This is a genomic window from Paenibacillus mesophilus, from assembly GCF_005938385.1.
Taxonomy (GTDB): domain Bacteria; phylum Bacillota; class Bacilli; order Paenibacillales; family NBRC-103111; genus Paenibacillus_AB; species Paenibacillus_AB mesophilus.
On record NZ_VCRA01000012.1, the window covers coordinates 162,039 to 184,441 of the forward strand.

The 22,403-nt window shown below is 55.9% G+C and carries 13 protein-coding genes; 12 read left to right on the plus strand and 1 reads right to left on the minus strand.

Annotated features, from left to right (window positions below; genetic code table 11):
• The first annotated feature begins 32 nt into the window (after nt 1-32).
• The 12 genes from FE783_RS21630 (at nt 33) to FE783_RS21705 (ending at nt 20,833) form a co-directional block, all read left to right on the plus strand.
• Nucleotides 33-1,028 carry a hydroxyacid dehydrogenase gene (locus FE783_RS21630; protein WP_138881480.1) on the plus strand — a complete coding sequence of 332 codons (996 nt, stop codon included), beginning with the start codon at nt 33-35 and terminating at the stop codon, nt 1,026-1,028.
• A gap of 40 nt (nt 1,029-1,068) precedes the next feature.
• Nucleotides 1,069-2,400, plus strand: coding sequence for an ABC transporter substrate-binding protein (locus FE783_RS21635; protein ID WP_138881481.1), 1,332 nt, complete (start codon nt 1,069-1,071; stop codon nt 2,398-2,400).
• Between the two features lie 87 nt (nt 2,401-2,487).
• Nucleotides 2,488-3,882, plus strand: a complete 1,395-nt coding sequence (locus FE783_RS21640; RefSeq protein WP_158301960.1) for an extracellular solute-binding protein — start codon at nt 2,488-2,490, stop codon at nt 3,880-3,882.
• A 333-nt stretch (nt 3,883-4,215) separates the two neighbouring features.
• Nucleotides 4,216-7,335, plus strand: coding sequence for an ATP-binding protein (locus tag FE783_RS21645; protein WP_158301961.1), 3,120 nt, complete (start codon nt 4,216-4,218; stop codon nt 7,333-7,335).
• A 2-nt stretch (nt 7,336-7,337) separates the two neighbouring features.
• Entirely contained in the window at nt 7,338-8,441 is a 1,104-nt protein-coding gene (locus tag FE783_RS21650) for a response regulator (RefSeq protein ID WP_138881484.1), read from the plus strand.
• A gap of 322 nt (nt 8,442-8,763) precedes the next feature.
• The gene (locus FE783_RS38370) at nt 8,764-14,313 is read left to right on the plus strand and encodes a fibronectin type III domain-containing protein (RefSeq protein ID WP_238403187.1); all 5,550 of its coding nucleotides are present in this window, start codon (nt 8,764-8,766) and stop codon (nt 14,311-14,313) included.
• A gap of 112 nt (nt 14,314-14,425) precedes the next feature.
• Entirely contained in the window at nt 14,426-15,295 is an 870-nt protein-coding gene (locus FE783_RS21685) for a helix-turn-helix domain-containing protein (RefSeq protein WP_238403198.1), read from the plus strand.
• 102 nt (nt 15,296-15,397) lie between these two features.
• Nucleotides 15,398-16,747 (plus strand): ABC transporter substrate-binding protein, encoded by a 1,350-nt coding sequence (locus tag FE783_RS21690; protein WP_138881486.1) that lies wholly within the window; start codon nt 15,398-15,400, stop codon nt 16,745-16,747.
• 125 nt (nt 16,748-16,872) lie between these two features.
• Complete coding sequence (locus FE783_RS21695) at nt 16,873-18,231, plus strand: alpha-L-fucosidase (RefSeq protein ID WP_138881487.1); 1,359 nt, start codon at nt 16,873-16,875, stop codon at nt 18,229-18,231.
• Between the two features lie 120 nt (nt 18,232-18,351).
• Nucleotides 18,352-19,341 (plus strand): lipoate--protein ligase, encoded by a 990-nt coding sequence (locus FE783_RS21700; protein WP_138881488.1) that lies wholly within the window; start codon nt 18,352-18,354, stop codon nt 19,339-19,341.
• Nucleotides 19,342-19,392: 51 nt separating this feature from the next.
• Nucleotides 19,393-19,521, plus strand: coding sequence for a hypothetical protein (locus FE783_RS38690; RefSeq protein WP_274381455.1), 129 nt, complete (start codon nt 19,393-19,395; stop codon nt 19,519-19,521).
• 418 nt (nt 19,522-19,939) lie between these two features.
• Nucleotides 19,940-20,833, plus strand: a complete 894-nt coding sequence (locus tag FE783_RS21705) for a helix-turn-helix transcriptional regulator (protein ID WP_158301963.1) — start codon at nt 19,940-19,942, stop codon at nt 20,831-20,833.
• 65 nt (nt 20,834-20,898) lie between these two features.
• Here the strand turns inward: FE783_RS21705 and FE783_RS21710 are convergent, their stop codons facing one another.
• Complete coding sequence (locus tag FE783_RS21710; RefSeq protein ID WP_138881490.1) at nt 20,899-22,218, minus strand: ABC transporter substrate-binding protein; 1,320 nt, start codon at nt 22,216-22,218, stop codon at nt 20,899-20,901.
• Between the last annotated feature and the right edge of the window lie 185 nt (nt 22,219-22,403).

Genomic DNA, 22,403 nt, shown 5'->3' on the forward strand with positions numbered 1-22,403 from the left:
TTTACGAAGTGAAGCATTGCGGAGGGGAAACCGTGGAGAGAAAAATAGCGTTACTGATGGACCGGGAAAATTTGGACTCGATTTTTGATGCGACACATAGGGAACGGCTTGCCCGGCTAGGCAGCGTCGTGACGGTGACAGAACCGGGAGCGCTTACTCCGGAACGTAGCGCGGAGCTGATCAAGGATGCCGACATCGCCGTCACCTCGTGGGGATGTCCGCCGCTAAGCGCGGCGATATTGGAGCAGGCGCCTGGCTTGCGGCTTATTATGCACGCGGCCGGGACGGTGAAGCGGATCGTGACCTCCGATGTAATCGACAGGGGCATTCAAGTAAGCAGCGCGAACACCGAGCTCGGCAGAAGAGTTGCGGAGACGGCGCTCGGTCTGACGATTGTTTCGCTGAAAAACATTTGGCAGCTTGCCCGGGATTCCCGCGAAGGCGAATTCGGCCGGAACCGGCACCGGGTGAAGGAAATGTACGATATTACGGTAGGCGTCATCGGCGCAGGCCAATCGGGCAGACACTATTTGGAGCTGCTGCGTCATTTCCGCGTTCGTCTTCTTGTCTGCGATCCGGGACTGACTGACGAGCAGATCCGGGAGATGGGGGCGGTCAAGACGACGCTTGCGCAGCTGATGCGCGAGTCCGACGTCGTATCCGTCCATGCTCCGGCGATTCCGGCTACGGACAAAATGATCAATGCTCCGCTCTTGAAGCAGATGAAGGACGACGCGATCTTGATCAATACGTCCCGCGGGTCGCTTATCGACGAAGAAGCTTTGGTCGCGGAGCTGAGCAAAGGACGGCTGTGGGCATGTCTGGATGTGACGAATCCGGAGCCGACCGCCCTCGACCATCCGTTTCGCAGCTTGCCGAACGTAACGTTGATCCCGCATGTCGCCGGGGTGGTGACGAACGGCTTGCGAAGCTTGGGGGAATTTACGGTAAACGAATTGGAAGCGTTCTCTGAAGGGCGTCCCCTGCAAGGGACGGTTCAGCTGGAGCGGCTTGGTATGCTGGCTTGAGCCGGTTCGATCAATTATATAGAAGCGGGAGGGTCTTCCTATGATCAAGAAAAGCTTATTCGCGGCGGCGCCCATTTGTTTGCTCGGGCTTGTACTTACGGCGTGCGGCGGCAACGAAACGCCCAGCGGCCCGGCGGCGGAGAAGGCGGAAACGAAGCCGGCCGAACCGAAGAAGGAGCCGTATACGCTGACGATTTTTACCGAAGGGGTTAGGCCGGAAGAATTTAACGCCAGATTCAGGGAGCGGCTGGAGAAGAAGTTCCCCCATATTACGTTTCAATACCAAATGTCGGGCACGGGCGCTACGATCAACGATCTCGTGGCGCAGAAAAAAATTCCGGATATTATGCGTATCGACGTTCCCGGGATGAAGGCCAAATATTTGGATCTGGGGCTCTCGTACGGTTTGGATTCGCTTGTGAAAACAAGCAAGTACGATTTGAAACGGTTCGATCCCGTGTTCATTCAGGAAATGGTGGCTGCGGGACGTACGGGCGAGCTATACGGGCTGCCGGTTCCGCCGTATTTTCCGCTCGTGCTGTATTACAACAAAACGTTGTTCGACCAGTTCGGCGTGCCGTATCCGAAAGACGGCATGAGCTGGGACGACATTTACGAGCTCGCCAAAAAAATGACCCGCAATGAAGGCGGCCAGCAATACCGCGGGTTCAGCGCCAGCGTAACGGGGATGCTTCGCGACAATCCGTACTCGCTGCCGATTCTCGATCCTGCGGAGGACCGGTTGGCCGATCCGGAGAAGTGGAAAGTGATGTTCACGAATTTGAAGCGGTTCTATGACATTCCGAACAACACGATGGAGAAAAACGCAACCGACGAAATCAACGCCTTCGGCAAAGGAAAAGTGGCGATGATGGGCAACCAGCACAACATTTACTTGACGATCCCGCCGGAAATCAACTGGGATATCGTGTCTTACCCGACACTCGAAGGCGCACCCAAGCTGATGGGGCAGCGGGGCCCCGCCTACTGGGCGATCACGCGGCAGAGCGAGCACAAGGAGGAGGCGTTCCAGGTCATTGCGGAAATGCTGGCGGACGAAGTGCAACTGGCCGATTCGAAGAACGGCATTCCGACTACACTCCTCAATTCGGACATCAAGAAAGCGCTCGGCCAGTCCCATCCGGTATACAGCCAAAAAAATATGAAGGCGGTTCATACGTACCCGCCTACAGCGCCGACACCGAAGCGGAAGCCGGAATTGACCGACGTGCTCGGCCGTACGCAGGAGGCGATCATTTTCGAGGCGTTCCAGAAGGTGGCAAGCAATCAGGAGGATATGAATACGGCGCTGCGGCAGGCGGACGAGAGGCTGAAGCAGGAAATCGCCCTGGAGAAAAGCAAAAGCAAATAAGGACCTGCGTGCGGGGATATTCCCTTGTCATTCCTGCGATCATCGTGTATTTTGTTTGTAACAAATCAAATGAAGTGGTGGGGTAAGATGGAGGAGCAGTCGGGCCGTAAACATTTCCGCGAGCGGATGGAGAGCATGGTGCGTACGATACGCGACGAAATTCGGACGGGGAAGCTGAAGGACGGAGATTTCCTGCCTTCGGAAAAAGCTTACGCCAAGGCTTATCAGTTGAGCAATAAATCGGTGCGGCAGGGGCTCGACATTCTCGTATCCGAACGGCTCGTGGAGAAAATTCCGCGCGTCGGCAACAAAATCGTCCGTCAGGCAGCCGAAGCCCGTACGACGATCAAGCTCGGCTACTATACGTCGCTGCTTGAACAAGCCGCTCTCGATACGCTGATCGAGCAGTTTCATGAGCGGCACCCGGACATCCGGGTGGAGCTCGTTCCGCTGCCCTCCTCCCATACGGTACAGGCTTTGAAGCCGCTGCTTCGCGCCGGCGACGTCGATCTGCTTACGATAAGCGCACCCGGGTTCGCCGATTTCGTGGAGAACGGCGAGGCGGAGGAGCTCGAGACGCTTGCGCCTGAGCCTCATGTTTATAAATTTTTGACGAAATCGATGAGCTGCAACGGGGAATTGAAGGCGCAGCCGTTCGTATTCTCGCCCTTGATCCTTTGCTACAACCGAGTCCATCTGCGCAAAATAGACGTGCCGGAGCCGGACAGCGGCTGGAGCTGGGACGACCTGTTCGAGTATTCGTCCAAGCTGAATGCGGATAACGAGCGGATCGGGTTCTACTTTCACTTCCCGTCGTACAACCGGTGGCCGGTGTTTTTGCTGCAGAGCGGCATGGCGTTTCACCGTGACGAGGAAGGCCGCATAGACCTGAGAGGGGACAAGCTGCAGGGCGCCCTGCGGATTTGCCAGCAATTGATCGCGAGGCAGAACCGGTTCCCGCTTCTATTGTCCGAACACGAGGCGGATGCCGAGAAGCTGTTTTTTGCCGGAAAAGTATCGATGATCATGACGACCTACTTCAGTCTCAACGCGTACCGGCATCAGACGCAAGTCAAGTACGACATCGCTCCGCTGCCGTACGGCGGCGATAACCGAACGCTGCTGCTCGCCATCGGCTTGGCCGTAAGCAGCCGATCCGAACGAAAGGACAGCGCCAAGCTGCTGCTGGACTTCCTGATGTCCTACCGCTCTCAGCTTATGATCCGGCAAAGCACGCTCAGCATTCCGAGCCTGAAGCCGGCTGCGGAATGGGCGGGCGTCGAGAAGATGTACCGGCCTTCGCGGTTTCACCTGTACCGCGAGATCATTCCTACCTTCGCTGTGCATAGCACCCTGAAGCTGAGCATAGAGGAGCTGCAATTGTTTCAGCGGGAAGCAAGGCTGTACTGGTCCGGACTGGAGACGGAGGAGGCGTTGTTGGAGCGGCTTGGCACGATGTTGTCGCGGACGGGGAGCGTCTGAATTGGGCGGCAAAAGAGTAATAAGGTACAAATGAACCTTATCGGCGTCGAGAACTTCGTTTGGCGTCGGGATAAGGTACATCTGTACCTTATTTGGCGTGTGGAAGTGGAAAAAGCGGGCAGGGCGGGCCAGCGCTGGAGAAATAAGGTACGGATGAACCTTATTGGCGGGGAAGAGGCTGCTTGGCGTTAGGATAAGGTACATCTGTACATTAAAGTGGCTCGTCCGCTTTTTCCTATATATTTCAATATGCAAGACTATGAAATATAATAAGGGCAAACCGACCGCGATGCTATGCCGCCTAGGCTTATGGAGAATAAAGAGGGGGATGCCGTGCTTCAAAGGGTATTGGCCGTATGTTTGATCGGCTTGATTGCAATCTCGTTTATTCCGCTATCCATCGTCTGGAATAACGATAAACGGATGAATGATCTGCAAGTGCGAAACGGCGTCATGGATTTATCCGAATGGAACTATGAACAGAATAAGAGAATCAAACTCGACGGAGAATGGGAGTTTTATTGGGACCGGCTGCTGACTTCCGACCGTTTCAAGCAAACAGGCGCGGACAAGCTTTCTCCTTCCGCCTTCATAAAAGTGCCTTCCCAGTGGAACGGCAAAAGAATCGACGGCAACGTTTTGCCGGCCCACGGTGTCGCCACTTACCGGATGGTGCTGAGAAACGTACCCTTCGACGGGGTATTTGCTGTGAAAAAGACGAATATCCGTTTCGCGAGTACGGTATATGCAAACGGGTATAAGCTTTTCGACGACGGCAAGCCTTCCGACAAGGAAGCGGGCTATCGAGCGGGGAACGTCCCCCAAATCGGCTTTTTCCCTTCCGGCAAGGGCGATGTGGAACTTATTGTTCAAGTCGCCAATTTCGATTATGCCAATTCGGGCATCCCGGCCTCCCTCTATTTCGGGGAGCAATCCGCGATGATTGCGTACCAGCAGAAAAGCAAGGCGCATGAATTAGGCACCTTCGCCATTCTCGCCACCCTTGCGCTTATATACGTCATCTGCTTTGCGACGGCCGCCTTGTATCGCAACAAAGACTATTCCTTGCTGTTGTTCGCCTTGTTTTGCATATTTTACGCGATTTATAACGGGTTGGTCGGCGAACGGGTTTTATTGATGTATATACCGGAAATTTCATTCGAGCTGATGTTTAAAATAAAGGACGTCTGTTCGATGGCCGGCCTAATCGTTCTGGCCCTCTATTTCTACCATTTGAAGAAAAATATGATTTCCTTGAGATATACGCAATTCGTAATCGTCGTACTGGGCATCTACGTGGCGATGGTGGCGGTACTGCCCATCCCGGTTTACCAGAAAGTCGAGCCGTTTGTGATCCTCGTATACGAGTCGATGATCTTTTGGCTGCTGTTCCGAACGGCCTTCCATCATATCAAGAGTGCCGGGAACGAACGTTTGAACTCTTTCCTGCTGTACTTGGCGATTCTATGCTTTGCGCTGTATTCGGTAGACTTGATCCTGTTCTCCTTCTCGCTCAAAGAAAATTTGTGGCTCGGGCAGTTTTACATGATCGCCTTCAATCTGATCATCCTCTTTCGGATCGTCCTTCGTTTTTTCGAGGCGTATCATACGGTCGATCGGATGAAAAATCAGCTTCTCCGGTTGGACAAGATCAAGGACGATTTTTTGTCCGATACGTCCCATGAGCTGAAGACGCCTCTGAATGCGATCGTGAACATTACCGATACGATTATAAGGGGGGTAGAAGGGCCGGTTACCGACAAACAAGCACACAATCTCGCCATCGTCATGGAAAGCGGAAGAAGATTGACGTATCTGGTCAACGAATTGCTCGATTATTCCAAAATGAAGCATGGCGATATCGCGTTGTATCGGAGCCGTATCGATCTGAAAGCGGTCGTCGATTCGGTGATCCACATTCATCTGTTTCTGCTCGGAGGCAAGCGGGTCGCGCTCGTCAACAAAGTACCGGATCATATCCCGGAAATCGATGCGGACGGCAACCGCCTGATCCAAATTTTGCACAATCTGATCGGCAATGCGGTCAAGTTCACCGAACATGGCGAGATTTGCGTCAGCGCCGAGGTAATCCGCGACAAAGTCGAAGTTCGCGTAGCGGATACGGGCATCGGGATTACGGAGCAAATGCGGGAGCGCGTCTTTGATGCATTCGAGCAGGCGGCAGCGTCAGGAACGGAATATGGCATCGGGACAGGTCTCGGGCTAAGCATTACGAAGAAGCTTGTGGAGCTTCACGGCGGACGCATACGGGTGGACTCGAGCCCCGGCCAAGGCTCGGTTTTCAGCTTCACGATGCCGTTATCCCCCGCTGCGGGAATAAGCCAAGGACAAGCGGATGAGAGTGAACGGCCGCAGCCGAAGCTGCCAAACGAAGCAACTATCGTTTATCCGCAATACCCTATCTATATCGCAGGCGAAAAAGAAGAGACCATTCTGGTAGTAGATGACGATTTCGCCAATCTGCAGACGATGATCAATTTGTTCAGGCTGGAAGGATATCCGGTCGTTGCCGTGAACCGCGGGCAAATGGCGCTGGATGAGCTGGCTTATAAACCGGATTTCTTCCTGATCGTACTGGATATCATGATGCCCGACATGTCCGGCTATGAGGTGCTGAACCGGGTCAGGGAGCGGTTTAGTTCCTTCGAACTGCCCGTGCTCATGCTGACAGCCAAGAACAGGGCGGACGATATGGCGGTGTCGATGGAAAACGGGGCGAACGACTTCGTCGGTAAACCGTTTGAAGCCGAGGAGCTGATGGCTCGCGTCCAAAGCTTGACTCGGCTGAAAGCTTCCGTGAAAACCGCCAAGGACGCGGAATTCGCCTTTTTGCGCTCCCAGATCAACCCTCATTTTTTGTACAACGCGCTGAATTCCATTGCCGAGCTTTGCGTAGACGAGCCTCGGAGGGCGGAGGAATTGACGCTTCAGCTTTCGCAATATTTGAGGAGCAGCTTCGATTTCAAGCAGTTGGATTCATTGACGACGTTGCAAAATGAACTGGGGCTCGTGCAAGCGTACGTTCATATCGAACAGGCGCGTTTTGGCGCCAGATTGCGGGTGGAGTACGATGTGGATGCGGATCTCGATACCCGGATTCCGCCTCTCATTGTGCAGCCTTTGGTGGAAAATGCCATAAAGCACGGCTTGATGTCTAATATATCGGGCGGAAACGTAATCATATCCGTTAAGGAAGTGCCCAATGCCGGAATTCGCATTGCCGTAGAGGACGACGGATGCGGGATGAGCGAACGGAAGCTCGGGGAAGTGCTGCGGCCGAATGCGGAGAACGCAGGCGTTGGGCTTTGGAATATAAGCCGGCGAATCAAGCTTCTGTACGGAAGGAGCATACGGATCGAAACCGCGGAAGGAAAGGGCACGAAAGTTTCGTTCGACATTCCGGTACCATCGGTAGGGCAGAAGGGAGGTTGAGCATGCTGCGAGCCATTATCGTGGACGATGAAGAATTATCGGTGAAACGGTTGAGGAGGCTGCTAGCGGAGAGCGGCGAGGTCGAAATTTGCGGTACGTTTATGAGTCCGACGGAAGCTTATCAGTATGCGGAAGCGAATCCGATTGACGTCGCGTTCCTGGACATTTCCATGCCGGAAATTAACGGGATGAGGCTTTCCGGACTGCTGCTCGACCTCGATGCTTCCATCGATGTGGTCTTCGTAACCGGCCATGATCATTATGCGGTTCAGGCGTTCGATATGGACGCGCTGGATTATTTGATGAAGCCGGTCACTCCGGAGCGGCTGTCCCGGGCGTTGGACAAGCTCGGAAGAAAGCGCCGGAGCCCGGCTGCCGGGCCATCGATGGCGGTCTACCTGTTTAACGGCTTGAAAATATACGGGGGGGATCGCGGTAAAGAACCACTCAAGATGCGAAGCCCCAAAACCGAAGAATTGTTCGCCTTTCTCGTCTGCAACGGAACCGTCAGCCGGGAAGAAATTGTCGATACGTTGTGGAGCGATCTCGAGCCGGACAAAGCATGGAAAAATTTGAACTCGACGCTTTACTATATCCGCAAAGCGTTCAGCGACACGAAGAATGAACCTATACTCACGGCGGACCGAACCGAAATCCGCATCGAAGAAAGCGGCATGTATTGCGATTTGTACGAATTCGAACGGCTGCTGAAGCAAATGAAAACCGCGCCTGAACAAAACGCCGAACTGCTCAAACAAGCGCAATCGCTGTATACGGGGGAACTGCTGAAAGGAAAAGCTTACGAATGGGCAAGCGCAAGAAGGCGTCAGCTCGAACGCCAATACATAGAGCTGCTGGAAGCCGCCGCCCGCATGTACTCCGTCCGGAACAAGCCGGACAAATCGCTGCATTACTACTGCGAAATTTTGAAATTGGATGCGATAAGGGAAGATGTCAATCATGAGGTGATCCGGCTCTATATCGAGCTCGGGAGGAAAAATGAGGCGCTGCGGCATTACCGGATGCTGGAGGAATTGCTCCAGCAAGAGCTGGGAACGAAGCCCGATCCCCGCATTAAAGATTTTATTGTGAACTATACGAATTAGAAGCAACCGGAAATGAAGAGCTCTGGAATCTGCCGGGATTCCAGGGTTCTTTTTTTGTTTATTCTCTGTTTATTGCGGATTTGTATAATAGGCTTGATTGTTGTCGAAGGAGTTGAGATTTTGGCGTTTGCTGTCGCAAATGAATACTCATTGTGGGAGGACTTCAGTTATGAATCGAAGGAGATTTTCCGATGCCTTAAGAAAATGGTATGGCATTGGATTGGTACTGCTTATTGTATATGCATGTTCGCTTCCCGTCCCGGCGCACGCGGCGGAAACATGGACGCAATATGGCAAAATAGGGCCGGTGGGAAGCTCGGACTTGGGGAAATTTAATTTTCCGCAAGGATTGGCGGTAGACGGCAGCGGCAATGTGTATGTGGCCGATTCGAGGAACAATCGCATTCAGAAGCTGGATGTGGCAAGCGGCACATGGAGCAGCATACAAGGACCCATATTAACACAGCTGAATGGTCCCGCCGATGTGGCGCTGGACAGTAGCGGGAATATCTATGTAGCGGAAGTTACTTCCAACCGCATTCAGAAGCTGGACATAGCAACCAATACGTGGAGGGCGTGGGGCGGGTCATCCGGCAGCAGCGTGGGCAAGTTCAATATTCCCATCGGGATAGCTGTGGACGCCAGCGGCAATGTGTATGTAGCTGATAGAGATAACAACCGTATTCAGAAGCTTCCGGCGGGCAGCGATACATGGGTCGTGATGAGCGGACTGTCGTTGAGCTACCCAAGCAGTGTAGCGGCAGACGGAGCCGGGAACGTGTATGTGCTCGATACCGGCAAACATCGGCTCCTCAAGCTGTCGCCCGCCGGTGCTGTATTGAAAACCTGGGGCAAAAGCGGCGATGCATCCGGAACAGCCTTGGGCGAGTTTAAGAGTCCAAGCAAAGTGACGGTAGGCAGCGACGGTAATGTATACGTGGCCGATACCGGCAACGATCGGGTTCAGAAGCTGAGCGTGAGTGCGGATACCTGGAGCGCTGTGGGCCAAAACGGGGCTGTCGCGGGAACCGGCTTGGGCGAATTCAATAGTCCGTCGGGGGTGGCGGTTGACAGCAGCGGAACCGTATATGTGTCCGATATGGCAAAACATCGCGTTCTGAAGCTGACCAGTGCGGCGCCGGTCGTGTTCGGTGGGGATGAAGGCCCTGTTTCGGGCAGCGCCTTGGGCGAGTTCAAGACACCTAGCGGAGTAGCGGTAGACAGCAGCGGCAATTTGTATGTGGCCGACGGGAACAACTTCCGTGTTCAGAAGCTGCCGGCAGGTGGCAGCACATGGAGCTCCTATGGCGCCGGCACCTTCGGAACGGGCGACGGCCAGTTTAAAAATGCAGCCGCAGTGGCGGTGGACAAGAACGGGAATATGTATGTAGCGGATATGAGCAATCATCGGATTCAGAAGCTGTCACCGACGGTCGGTTTCTTAGCCGCATGGGGCAATGGAACTACTGCGGGAACAGCTTTGGGCCAGTTTAAGAATCCGAACGGCGTGGCGGTAGACAAGAACTTAAATCTGTATGTGGCCGATACGGACAACCATCGGATTCAGAAGTTGCCTGCGGGCAGCAGCACATGGAGTTCATGGGGCAAGAGCGGCAACGCTTCGGGAAGCGCCCTCGGCGAATTTAATAGTCCGAAGGGGGTGGCAGTTGACGGCGAAGGGAACGTATACGTAGCCGACTATGAGAACAATCGCATCCAGAAGCTGACGGTATCCACGGGTGTATGGAGCGAGTGGAAAAAGAGCGGCGGCGGCCCGGGCAGCGGGCCGGGAGAGTTTAGAAACCCAAACGGAGTGGCGGTAGACGGCAGCGGGAACGTTTATGTGGCCGACCTCGCCAATAATCGGATCCAGAAGCTGACATTGGCTACAAATTCGTGGAAAGTATGGAGCAACACTACACAGGAAGGAACCGATCTGGGCCGGTTCAATAATCCAACCGGAATAGCGGTAGACAGCAACGGTATTATTTATGTAGCCGATAAAAATAACCAACGTATTCAGAAGCTGGTTATAACGGTTACCGCGCCGGACGCTCCGACCGGGGTAACGGCTACAGCCGGAAACGGCAAGGCGACGGTCAGCTTTACGCCGCCGGCGGACGACGGAGGAAGCCCGATTACGGGCTACACGGTAACGTCCAGCCCCGACGGGCTGACGGGAACCGGAACGGCAGGTCCGATCACGGTCACAGGGTTGACGAATTTGACGGCATATACGTTCACGGTTGTCGCGACGAATGCGCAAGGGGACTCGACGCCTTCCGGGCCATCCGCGAGTGTAACGCCGGCCGCCGAACCAGGTGCTCCGACTGGCGTAACGGCAACGACGAGCGGCCGCCAAGCGACGATCAGCTTTACGCCGCCGGCGGACGACGGAGGAAGCGCGATAACGGGTTACACGGTAACGTCCAACCCGGGAGGCTTGACGGCAACGGGAAGCGGCAGTCCGATCACGGTCACCGGCTTAACGTACGGCACGTCCTATACGTTCACGGCTGTCGCGAAGAACCGGATCGGCAATTCGGCGCCTTCCGCGCCATCGGCGAGCGTCACGCCGGCTGCGGCGCCGAACGCACCGACAGGGGTGGCTGCAACTGCGGGCAATGGCCAGGCGATGATCAGCTTCACGGCTCCGGCGAATGACGGAGGGAGCGCGATAACGGGTTACACGGTAACGTCCAACCCGGGAGGCTTGACGGCAACGGGAAGCGGCAGTCCGATCACGATGACCGGTTTGACGAATGGCACGGCGTATACGTTCACGGTAGTCGCCACAAATGGCGTGGGCCCGTCGGTGTCTTCCGCGCCATCGGCGAGCGTAACGCCGGTCGGCGAGCCGAACGCGCCAACCGGCGTTACGGCAGCAGCCGGAGACGGCCAGGCCACGATCAGCTTCACGGCTCCGGCGAGCGACGGAGGAAGCGCGATAACGGGCTACACGGCCACCGCAAGCCCGGGAGGAAGGACTGCGACAGGAAACGGCAGTCCGATCACGATGACCGGTTTGACGAATGGCACGGCGTATACGTTCACGGTCGTCGCCACGAATGGCGTAGGTCCTTCGTTGCCGTCGGCGTCGTCGGCCGCTGTAACGCCGAGCGCTTCGGCTACCGTACCGGGAGCTCCGACAGGAGTAACGGCAGTTGCGGGCAACGGCCAGGCGACCGTCAGCTTCACGGCACCGGGGAGCGACGGAGGCAGCGCGATAACGAGTTACACAGTAACTTCTAGCCCAGGAGGCTTGACAGCAACGGGAAGCGGCAGCCCGATCACGGTCACCGGCTTGACGAACGGCACGGCGTATACGTTCACGGTCGTCGCCACGAATGACGTAGGTCCTTCGGTGCCATCGGCGCCATCGGCTGCAGTAACGCCGACCGCTGCGGCTACCGTACCGAGCGCACCAACAGGAGTAACTGCAGTCGCAGGCAACGGTCAGGCGACGATCAGCTTCACGGCCCCGGCGAGCGACGGTGGGAGCGCGATAACGAGTTATACAGTTACCGCAAGCCCGGGAGGAAGGACCGCGACAGGAAGCGGCAGTCCGATTACGATGACCGGTTTGACGAACGGCACGGCGTATACGTTCACGGTTGTCGCCACGAATGGCGTAGGCCAATCTGTGCCGTCGGCACCATCGACGAGCGTAACGCCGATTGCTGCTGCAACCGTGCCGGGCGCTCCGACGGGGGTAACGGCAGTCGCGGGCAGCGGCCAGGCGACAATCAGCTTCACGGCTCCATCGAGTGACGGAGGGAGCGCGATAACGGGCTATACGGTAACTTCCAATCCGGGAGGCTTGACAGCGTCGGGAAGCGGGAGTCCGATCACGGTCACCGGTTTGACTTACGGCACGGCGTATACGTTTACGGTCGTGGCTACGAACGGCGTGGGCCCGTCTGTGCCATCGGCGCCATCGGCGAGCGTAACGCCGACTGCCCCCGCTGGCGAGCCGGGTGCTCCGATCTTGCAACTTGCGGGGGTCGGCGATGCTCGAGTACAGCTTGTCTGGAATGCCGTGGCCGGTTCGACCGGATATAAAGTGTACCAAAGCGTCACCTCCGGAACTTATGGAACCGAAATAGCGACCGTCAGCGGCTCGGTTTACGGCTACAATGCGACGGGCCTCGTTAACGGTACGACGTACTACTTCGTAGTGAAGGCGACCAACGCCGGGATCGATAGTGCGGCCTCGAATACAGTAAGCGCCATCCCGATAACCGTTCCATCGGCGCCGACGAATGTGGCAGCCGTTGCCGGAAACGGACAGGCGACCGTAACATTCACCGCTCCGGCGAATAACGGAGGAAGCTCGATAACGGGGTATGTGGTAACGACAGCGCAAGGCAATATTTCCGCATCGGGAACCGCAAGCCCGATAACCGTTACCGGTTTGACCAACGGGATAAGCTACACATTTACCGTAAAAGCAATCAATAATGCTGGAAGCAGCGCGCCTTCCGTCGAGTCCAACGCCGTTACCCCGTCGTCGCCATCCAGCGGCGGCGGCAGTGGTGGAAGCGATGACGGCGGCGGCAGTACGCCATCCCAGCCTGCTGCGCCTTCTACGACGCCTTCGAACGCCCCGGAGACTTCCAACACTGGCGTGGAAATACTGGTCAACGGCAAAGTGGAATATGCGGGAACGGCAACGACAACCAAAGTGGACGGCCAAACGGTCACCACCTTGACCGTCGATCAGAAAAAGCTGGAGGATAAGCTTGCACTGGAAGGCCGGAATGCGGTCGTGACGATTGCGGCGAACGCCAAGTCCGACATCGTGATCGGAGAACTGAACGGCCAGATGGTCAAAAACATGGAAGACAAGCAGGCGGTATTGGAAATCAAGACCGATACGGCGACATATAAGCTACCGGCGGCGCAAATCAACATTAACGCCATCTCGGAACAAATTGGAAAAACAGTGGCGCTTCAAGATATCAAGGTGCGGATAGAGATCGCCGCGCCGACAGCCGGGACCGTAAAAGTCGTCGAGAATACGGCGGAAAAAGGGAAGTTCTCCATCGTCGTTCCGCCGCTCGATTTCACCGTTAAAGGGATATATGGGGACACCGTATTCGAAGTGGAACGGTTCAACGCGTACGTGGAACGCACTATTGCAATTCCTGACGGAGTCAATCCGAACAATATTACTACGGGAGTTATCGTCGATCCGGACGGAACGGTGCGCCATGTACCGACCAAGATCGTAGTGATCGACGGCAAGTATTACGCGAAAATCAACAGCTTGAGCAACAGCACCTACACGGTTGTGTGGCATCCGCTCGAATTCGGCGATGCGGCGGACCACTGGGCCAAACGCGCCGTCAACGATATGGGTTCGCGCATGGTCATCGAAGGTACGGGGAACGGGATGTTCCATCCGGACCGCGACATTACCCGCGCCGAGTTTGCGGCGATTATCGTACGCGGGCTTGGACTGAAGCTGGAGCAAGGAACGGCGCCATTCGCGGACGTAAAGGCGGCCGACTGGTACGCCAGCGCGGTGAAAACGGCATATTCGCATCAACTGATCGACGGCTTCGAAGACGGTACATTCCGTCCGAATGACACAATTACCCGGGAACAAGCAATGGCGATTATCGCCAAAGCGATGGCGATCACCGGACTGAAAGCGAAGCTTCCGGTCCAAGCGGCAGACGCGGCATTTCGTTCGTACCTGGATGCGGCGGACATATCCGTCTGGGCGAAGAACGGTTTGGCCGACTGCCTGCAGGCGGGCATCGTATCGGGGAGAAGCGGCTCTGAGCTTGCTCCGAAAGCTTCCATTACGAGAGCCGAGGTAGCGGTTATCGTGCAAAGACTGCTTCAAAAATCCGAACTGATTTAACTATAGTCACAATTTAAAAGAGGGTTGTCCGATGACGGGGAACGTTGTCGGGCACCCTTTTTTTTGTTTAGGGTAGTACCTATGAAATATAATGAGGGCAGAGGTGACAGCGATGAAATGTCTGGAGCTTACCATTCCCGTACTGCCTCAGCTCGTCATGGCCGGTCATACGTTGTGGCCGCCCGGGACGAAGCATTTCGAGAGAAGCTTCGGCGTATACGACGTCGTCTTCGTTAAGTCGGGAAACCTGTATATAACCGAGGACGGCATCCCTTACGAAGCGAAGTCCGGCGAAGTGCTCGTGCTTGAGCCGGGTCTGGTTCATTACGGCCACAAAGCTTCCGAAGAGCCGACCGAAATGTTTTGGTTCCATTTTGTCCACAGCCCTCCCGCGCGTATCGTCGATAGCCGCGATATTCCGTGGAAGACGGTGCTTCAGCCGGGGACGAGCCAGGACGTTGCGCCTCCCATCCACGTAATGATTTTGCCTAAGCATGCTCCGGTCGATTTCAAGCTGTTCCAATCGCCGCTTGAGCGGCTGGTCGAGCTGCAGCAGATGCTTACGCTGGAGCACTCGCTGGAAATCCACTTTTTGACCATTCAAATTTTCTCACTCCTGCAGCATTCGATGTGCCGTCAGCTGGCCCCGCAGACGCGCGCGATCTCCGAGCTGGCAATCGAATTTTTGAAACGGACGATGAGAGAGCCGTTCCGCGCGGAGCGGATGGAGCGGGAGCTGCATTTCGATTACGACTACATGACGCGATGCTTCAAGAAATATACGGGGATGACGCCGGCCAAATATGTCCAGCACCTTCGCATCGAGGAGGCGAAAACGCTGCTGCACCGCACCGATCTTCCGCTTGCCGACATCGGCGAGAAAATCGGTATTCGTGATGTCAACTACTTTGTCCGGCTGTTCAAGGAGATGACGGGCACTACCCCGGTCCGGTACCGTTTGTCGGGGCGGGGATATGTCTAGGAGGAAGTCGATATGGTGCTATGGCAGGTCGCTTTGGCCCGTTTGAATCATGCCGCGGATGCGCTACCTTTATAGAGAAGGCGATATGAAGGGGGAATCGGAATGAAAGCGCTATACCACAAATCGGGTGCTATTGGGGCGATGATCGCGGTTGCGGTATCGACGGCCGGCTGCGGCGGCGGAGGGGATGCCGCGAAAGGCGCGATTAAGGAAGGAGCGGCTGGGCAAGCGCAGGCGCAAATCGTCGATATGAACAAACCTGTTACGCTCCGATTTTGGGCGAATCCGGGAAAAACGATTTTCGATCAAGAGGTCGGGAACAGGATCAAGCAGAAATACCCGAACGTGACGGTCGAGCTGATGGATCCCGGCAAAAAGTCGCTCCAAGACAGCCTGACCGAGCTCATAACGGCCGGAACGGTGCCCGATCTCATATGGCTTCCGAACGCTGCTTCCGTCCAGACGATCAAGAAGCTCGGGATCGAATACGATCTGAACGAGCTGATCAAGAAGCACAAATTCGACCTGCTGCGCTTCGATGCGGCTCTGCTCGAGAACGTGAAAAACCAAGGCGCCAAAGGCGAAATGTATGCGCTTCCGTGGCAATCCGGGCCGGCCGCGATGTTTTACAACAAAGACATCTTCGACAAATTCGGCGTCACGTATCCGAAGGACGGCATGACTTGGCCGGAAACGCTCGAGCTGGGTAAAACGCTTACCCGGATGGACGGCATCCAATACAGGGGCTTCGATCCAGGGTTGTACAACCATTTTCAGGAGGAGTACGGCATCTCCGCCTATGACGCCAAGACGAACCAGGCCAGCTTTACGACGAATCCGAAGTGGAAGACGATTCTCGAATTTTTGCAGCAGTCGTACCAGCTTCCCGGCAATTACCCGGCCGATAAGGCGATAGGGGCGGACCGAAGCGGCTTCATGAAAGACAAAAACGTGGCGATGCTGCCGTGGGCCGCATATTTCCAGCCTTTTCTCGACGCTCGCAAGGAGGGCTTGAACTTCAACATCGTCTCGCTGCCGACTTGGCCTGACGCGAAAGGTCAAGGAAGCGCGAGCGTGGGAGCATCGCTCACATTGACGGGGACGAGCAAGTTTAAGGAGGAAGCATTCGAAATTTTGAAGTTTCTGACTTCCGACGAGGTGGAGACAGCGAACAGCCGGATCGGTTTCGCCCCGGCGATCAACTTGCCAAGCGCCAAGGAGCAGTTCGGCAAAGAGCTGGCCGGCATGGAGGACATCCGCGTATCGTCGGTATTTTACAATAAAATTACGCCGCTGCCGATCGTGGATCCGCTGCTGGAAACCGTTTCGCAGAAGCCGTTCTTCGGCGCAGCCATACAAGCGGTCGGCAAAGGGCAGAAAGATGTCAACACCGCGCTCAGGGAGGCGCAGGAGACGGCGAATAAGGCGATTCAGGAAGAGCAGAAAAAATAAGATGCTTATATCCGCGAGGACTGCTTGCGGAATAACCGCAAATTCAGCGAATTTACAGGGTAGGGCAGGGCGGTCGGTCTACGGCCGCCCCGAGCATTTGAGGCGACGAGAGGCGGAACATGGGGATGAATTCGAACAGACGGTCCGTTCCGGACTACTGGGAGTGGTTTACGGAAGGCCGATACGGGGCGTTTATCCATTGGGGGCCTTATGCCGAGTACGGCCGGGGCGAGCAGGTGCTGTTCAGGGAGCATATGGATCAACGGGTCTACGAGGAGAGGGCGTGCCGCTGGAACCCGCGACGGTTCGATCCGGAGCAGTGGGCGTACGTCATACGGAAGGCCGGGATGAAATACGCCTGCTTCACGACCCGGCATCACGACGGTTACTGCTTGTGGGATACGCGGTACACCGATTATTCCAGCGCACGGCAAGCGCCCGGACGCGATTATGTGAAGGAGTTCACAGACGCTTTCCGGGCGGAAGGGCTGCGCATCGGCTTCTATTACTCATGGGCGGATTGGCGCGTCCCGGCTTTTTTCGACGGACCGGAGAAAGACCCGGACGGATGGGAGACAATGCGGCAGTACATGCACGATCAGGTAGTGGAGCTGTTGACGAGCTACGGGCGGATCGATCACTTTTTCTTCGACGGGGCTTGGCCCCGCACCCATGCCGAGCTGGGCAGCTCCGAACTGGTAAGAAGGATGCGCGAGCTGCAGCCGCATATTCTGATCAATAACCGGCTCGGTGCGGCGGGCCCCGGGCGGACGGATCATGCCGACGGCGGACAAGGAGCCGGGGAAAGAGCGGATATGGGGGACTTCGGCACGCCCGAGCATCGGATCGTCGCCGACCCGGAACGTCTCTGGGAATCGTGCCAAGTGACGACGTGGCGGCTGTGGGGATACGCGAGCGGCGAGCGTTGGCGGCCGGCCGATTATTGGCTCGATCTGCTGTGCGAGTGCGCGGAGACCGGCAGCGGCGGAGGCGGCAATCTTCTGCTGAACGTGGGGCCGCAGCCAGACGGACAGCTTCCCCCCGAATTCGTGGAGCGCGCGCTCGAGGTAGGCAGATGGCTTGAGGTGCACGGGGAAGCGATATACGGTACGGATGGCGGTGCTTTGACGGACTTCGTCACCCGCGGCCGGCAGACGATGAAGGGAAATTGCCTGTATTTGATTATCCGGTTCTGGGACGGTCAGCCGGAGCTGAGATTGGCGGATTTGACGACTCCCGTGCGCACCGTCACGCTGCTGACGACCGGCCAGCGTCTTGCGTTCGAACGGCAAGGCGACGACCTGCTCATCCGGGGCTTGCCTGCGGAGCGGCCGACCCGGCTGTTCCCGGTTATCAAGGTGGAATGCGAGGGCAGACCCGCGACGAATTCGTGGGGCAAGCAGCGGCTGTGGGCCGGAGACCCGGCGAGAATCGCCGACTGGGCGAGAACGCGCGGAACGTCCGTGAAGGCGGGCAGGCGCTAGCATATGATGGCTCGATAGCCTAAAGCCTCACCAAGTGGAACATGGCGTTCCGATAAGGTATAGTGAAGTTGACGACCGTCTGCGGCGGTCCGATACGTTACCGAACAAGGAGACGACGCCATGCTGTTCATCGACAATCGCGGCATTACGGATCCGACGCTCAATCTGGCGTTGGAGGAATACGCGCTCAAAACATTTCCATCCGATGAGGACTATTTGCTGTTCTATATAAACGAGCCGTCGATCATCATCGGGAAAAACCAGAATACGGTGGAAGAGATCAACGCCGCCTACGTGAAGGAGAACGGCATTCACGTCGTTCGCCGGCTGTCCGGCGGAGGCGCGGTATACCACGATCTCGGCAACCTCAATTTCAGCTTCATTACGAACGACGACGGCAAATCGTTCCACAACTACCGCAAGTTTACGGAGCCGGTCGTTCAGGCGCTGCGCAAGCTCGGCGTCGAGGCGGAGCTGACCGGGCGCAACGACATTCAAGTAGGCGAGCGGAAAATATCCGGCAACGCGCAATATTCCACGAAGGGCCGCATGTTCAGCCATGGCACGCTCATGTTCGACTCGGAGATCGACAACGTCGTATCGGCGCTTAACGTCAATTTGGAGAAGATCCAGTCGAAGGGCGTGAAGTCGATCCGCAGCCGGGTGGCGAACATTTCCGAGTTTTTGGCGGAGCCGATCTCGGTAGCCGACTTCAGACGGAAGCTGCTGGAGTCGATATTCGGCGGAGCGGTCGTACCCGAGTACAAGCTGTCCGAAGCCGACTGGGCAGCCGTGCGCAAGCTGGCCGACGAGCGGTACCGGAGCTGGGATTGGAACTACGGCAAGTCGCCGTCGTTCAACGTGCGGAAGACGAAGCGGCTGGAGGGCGTCGGCACGTTCGACGTCCGGCTGAACGTCGAGGGCGGCAAAATAGCCGGAGCCGCCATATACGGCGATTTCTTCGGAGTCGGCGAGGCTGGTGAGCTTGCGGACAAGCTGGTTGGCGTCAAGTACGACGAAGGGGCATTGCGCGAGCGGCTGGAGGACGTCGATTTGACCTATTATTTCGGCCGGATTACGAAGGAGCAGTGGCTCGAGCTGCTCATTTGAACGGAGCAAAATAGAGGCGAGACCCCCGTTGCAGTACGTGTCGGAGGTTTATTGGTCGAGCTGTCCTTTACAGCGGCTTCGAACGCGGTCGCGATCGGCATTTACGGGTCGATGAGCCAGACCGCCAACGGCTACGCCTGGATTGACGATTTGGAGCTGCACGAAGCGGCGAGCCCATAACGGGGCAGGTAAGATCGGGAGGACCAGCAGGCGGTGCGATACCGCGGCTGGTCCTTTCTTACATAGCGGAATTGTGTTCCGCTAAATCGGATATTTCACCGAATTTCTTATTTATAACGGAACTGTAATACGTTAAACCATTCAATAATGGATTCGCTGACGGCAAAAGAGTTGATTTACGGAATATAGTTCCGTTAATTTGGCGGCATACGCATTTTTACGGTCGATAGAGGAATACAGTTCCGCTAATTAAGCGATTCGGAAGCATACGATCGAAGCTCTTATCTGCAAACTTGTCGCCCTGTCAAGCAGGACAATCCGCTCCCGGTATCGAAGAAGATAAGGTAGGCTGCTTGACCTTGTATGTTGTCAGGCGGACGCGTTGTGTAAGCGATTTCAGATGAATGGAGGACAAACGATGGCCGAGCGGAAAATGCCCATTTACGAAGATTTCGTTGGCAGTGCGGCACCGCCTTACTTGGTGGGCACGCAGCGGTTTTATATCGATGTCAGGCTTTCGCGGCATACTTACTTGCATCATCACAATTACGCGGAATTGTCGTTCTTCTTCGAGGGATGCGGGAGCGAGACGATCAACGGGCTCAGCCATCGTCTCGTACCGGGCTCCGTCTCGTTCGTCCTCCCATATCAGATGCATATTATAAAAACCGATCCCGAACGGAAGCTGCGCAAATATTGCTGCATGTTCGATATTCAGCTGCTGTCCGAGCTGTTGGAGGATCGCTGGTATTCCAGCATGCTGTACGGAGTCGGCAAGCAGATTCCGTCGTCCGTCGAATTCGGAGAGTGCGAGATCGAGCGGATTCAAGGCGTATTCGAGCATTTGCTGCAGGAATACGAGGATGCCGACAATCCGGGAAGACCGCAGCTGATCCGGGCGAAGCTGAACGAAGCGCTGCTGCTGTTCATCCGCAAAGGATTGGCGGTCCGCGCCGAAGGCCGTTCTTCGTCCCCTGCGGCCGAAGATAAATCCCGGCTGTTGTGGCCGCTTCTGCAATACGTGCATACCCACTTTCACGAGAAGCTGAATTTGAAGGAGCTGTCCGACCGTTTTTATATGAGCGCGCCGTATATGAGCCGTTTTTTTAAAATGCATGTCGGCATGGGGTTCGTCGAGTACTTGCACATGCTGCGGATCGAGCGCGCATCCAGCATGCTGCTCAATACGGATATGTCGATCCACGAGATCGCGTTCGATGTCGGGTTCGACAACTCGCGGACGTTCTCCCGCGTATTCCGGGAGCTTAAAGGCAAGTCCGCCAGCGAATACCGGTTAATGAAGATCAAATAGGAGAAGCCGCAAATCGTGATCCTGCTCACGGTCTGCGGCTTTCATCGCCTCTTGCGCGCGGTCGGTTATTTGCCGGCTGCGGCTTTGGCTTTCTCGATTTCTTTATCGGCTTCCTCGGCCATCGTTCTCAGGGCTGTATTGATGTCCGTACTGCCCTTCGTCAGCTGGTACATCGTTCTTTCCAGAACGACCCCGGCCGTACGGTGGTAAGGCGAAGCCTCGAACGGGTCGGCCGGCTTGCTTTTCAGCAGGGCGCGGACGTTTTTCCCTTGCAGGAACGGCGTATCTTGGCCGTAAGCGTCTTTGACCGACTGGGTGTTCGTCACGGGGAATGCGAGCGCCTGCTTCGACATGCTGAGCTGCACCTCGTCGCTGGTCAGGTGGGCGATCGCGTCGAATGCGGCTTCCTTATGCTTGCTCGTGCTCGTCACATAGGCGAGCGTCAGCAGCGATTGCGGACCTACGCCGCGGCGATCGCTGAATTCCGGGTACGTGACGACGTCCCAATTGACGTCCTGCGGCGTTGTAGGCGGAATGTAGGCGTACATGGCCGCTATTTTGTCTTTCAGGAACAAATTGCTGACTCCGCCGAAGCTGCCCTCTTTCGACTCGTTGCCGGGAATTTCATAGAAGCGGGTCAAGTTTCGGACCAAACGCCCCCAGCGCTCGTCGGTATTATACAAAGACTTGTCGGTCTTCGGATCGACGAAGCCGAGCGACAGCTGGTTCAGCCATGCCGAATTGTAAAACTGCGTAATGAAGCCTCTGTACTGCGTGCCCCCTTCGGAGCGGGTCATCACTTTGGCCAGATCGTACACTTCATCCCATGTCATGCCGTCCTTCGGATACGGTCTGCCGAATTTGTCGAACAAATCTTTGTTGTATAGCAAGCCCATGACCGATTTTTTGTACGGCAGCGCATAGATGGCCCCTTTGGAAAGCACCTGCACCGCTTTAACGCTGCCAGGGTCCAGGCGGGACATATCGAAGCCGCGGCTCTTGATCATTCCGGTCAGGTCGGTTTCGAACTTGAACGGCGTAATAAGCCGATAATGATTGATGTCCGCATTCAGCATGACGTCGATCGGCTCTCCGGCGGCGATCATGCCGGCGATATGGGCTTCCGGATTCGTATCCGGCGAGGAGACATACTTGATCGTAATGTGCGGATATTTTTTCTGAATCGCGTTGCCGAACTGCTCCATGAAGATGGCCGGATCTTGCTTCGCGCTCGGATCGTAGAACGTGAGCGTAACCGGCTCCTTCGGTGCGTCTGCGGCTTTCCCCTCTTCTTTTTTGCCGGCGCCGTCCCCCGATCCGCATGCGGCCAAGCTTGCGCTCGCCGCGAGCAGCAATGCGGAGGTCAACCATTTTTTTGCAGCCATTCGCCCCCAACCTTTCTGTATCGATATATAAGATTGCTTGTAATAACTTTACCTGAAGCGCGGCCAAAATGTGCGACATTATTTATTGGCTTTGGGTCATATTTATACCAGTTTAAAACAGGATCATTTAACAATCGGCGGATCGCTTCGAAAAAATATTGCAATTTTTCAATAAATTCCGGTAT

Excerpts from the sequence above, each read along its gene's own strand:
- FE783_RS21635 (WP_138881481.1), top strand. The coding sequence starts at position 1,069 with ATGATCAAGAAAAGCTTATTCGCGGCGGCGCCCATTTGTTTGCTCGGG.
- FE783_RS21640 (WP_158301960.1), top strand. The coding sequence starts at position 2,488 with ATGGAGGAGCAGTCGGGCCGTAAACATTTCCGCGAGCGGATGGAGAGC.
- FE783_RS21650 (WP_138881484.1), top strand. The coding sequence starts at position 7,338 with ATGCTGCGAGCCATTATCGTGGACGATGAAGAATTATCGGTGAAACGG.
- FE783_RS21685 (WP_238403198.1), top strand. The coding sequence starts at position 14,426 with ATGAAATGTCTGGAGCTTACCATTCCCGTACTGCCTCAGCTCGTCATG.
- FE783_RS21690 (WP_138881486.1), top strand. The coding sequence starts at position 15,398 with ATGAAAGCGCTATACCACAAATCGGGTGCTATTGGGGCGATGATCGCG.
- FE783_RS21695 (WP_138881487.1), top strand. The coding sequence starts at position 16,873 with ATGAATTCGAACAGACGGTCCGTTCCGGACTACTGGGAGTGGTTTACG.
- FE783_RS21700 (WP_138881488.1), top strand. The coding sequence starts at position 18,352 with ATGCTGTTCATCGACAATCGCGGCATTACGGATCCGACGCTCAATCTG.
- FE783_RS21705 (WP_158301963.1), top strand. The coding sequence starts at position 19,940 with ATGGCCGAGCGGAAAATGCCCATTTACGAAGATTTCGTTGGCAGTGCG.
- FE783_RS21710 (WP_138881490.1), bottom strand. The coding sequence starts at position 22,218 with ATGGCTGCAAAAAAATGGTTGACCTCCGCATTGCTGCTCGCGGCGAGC.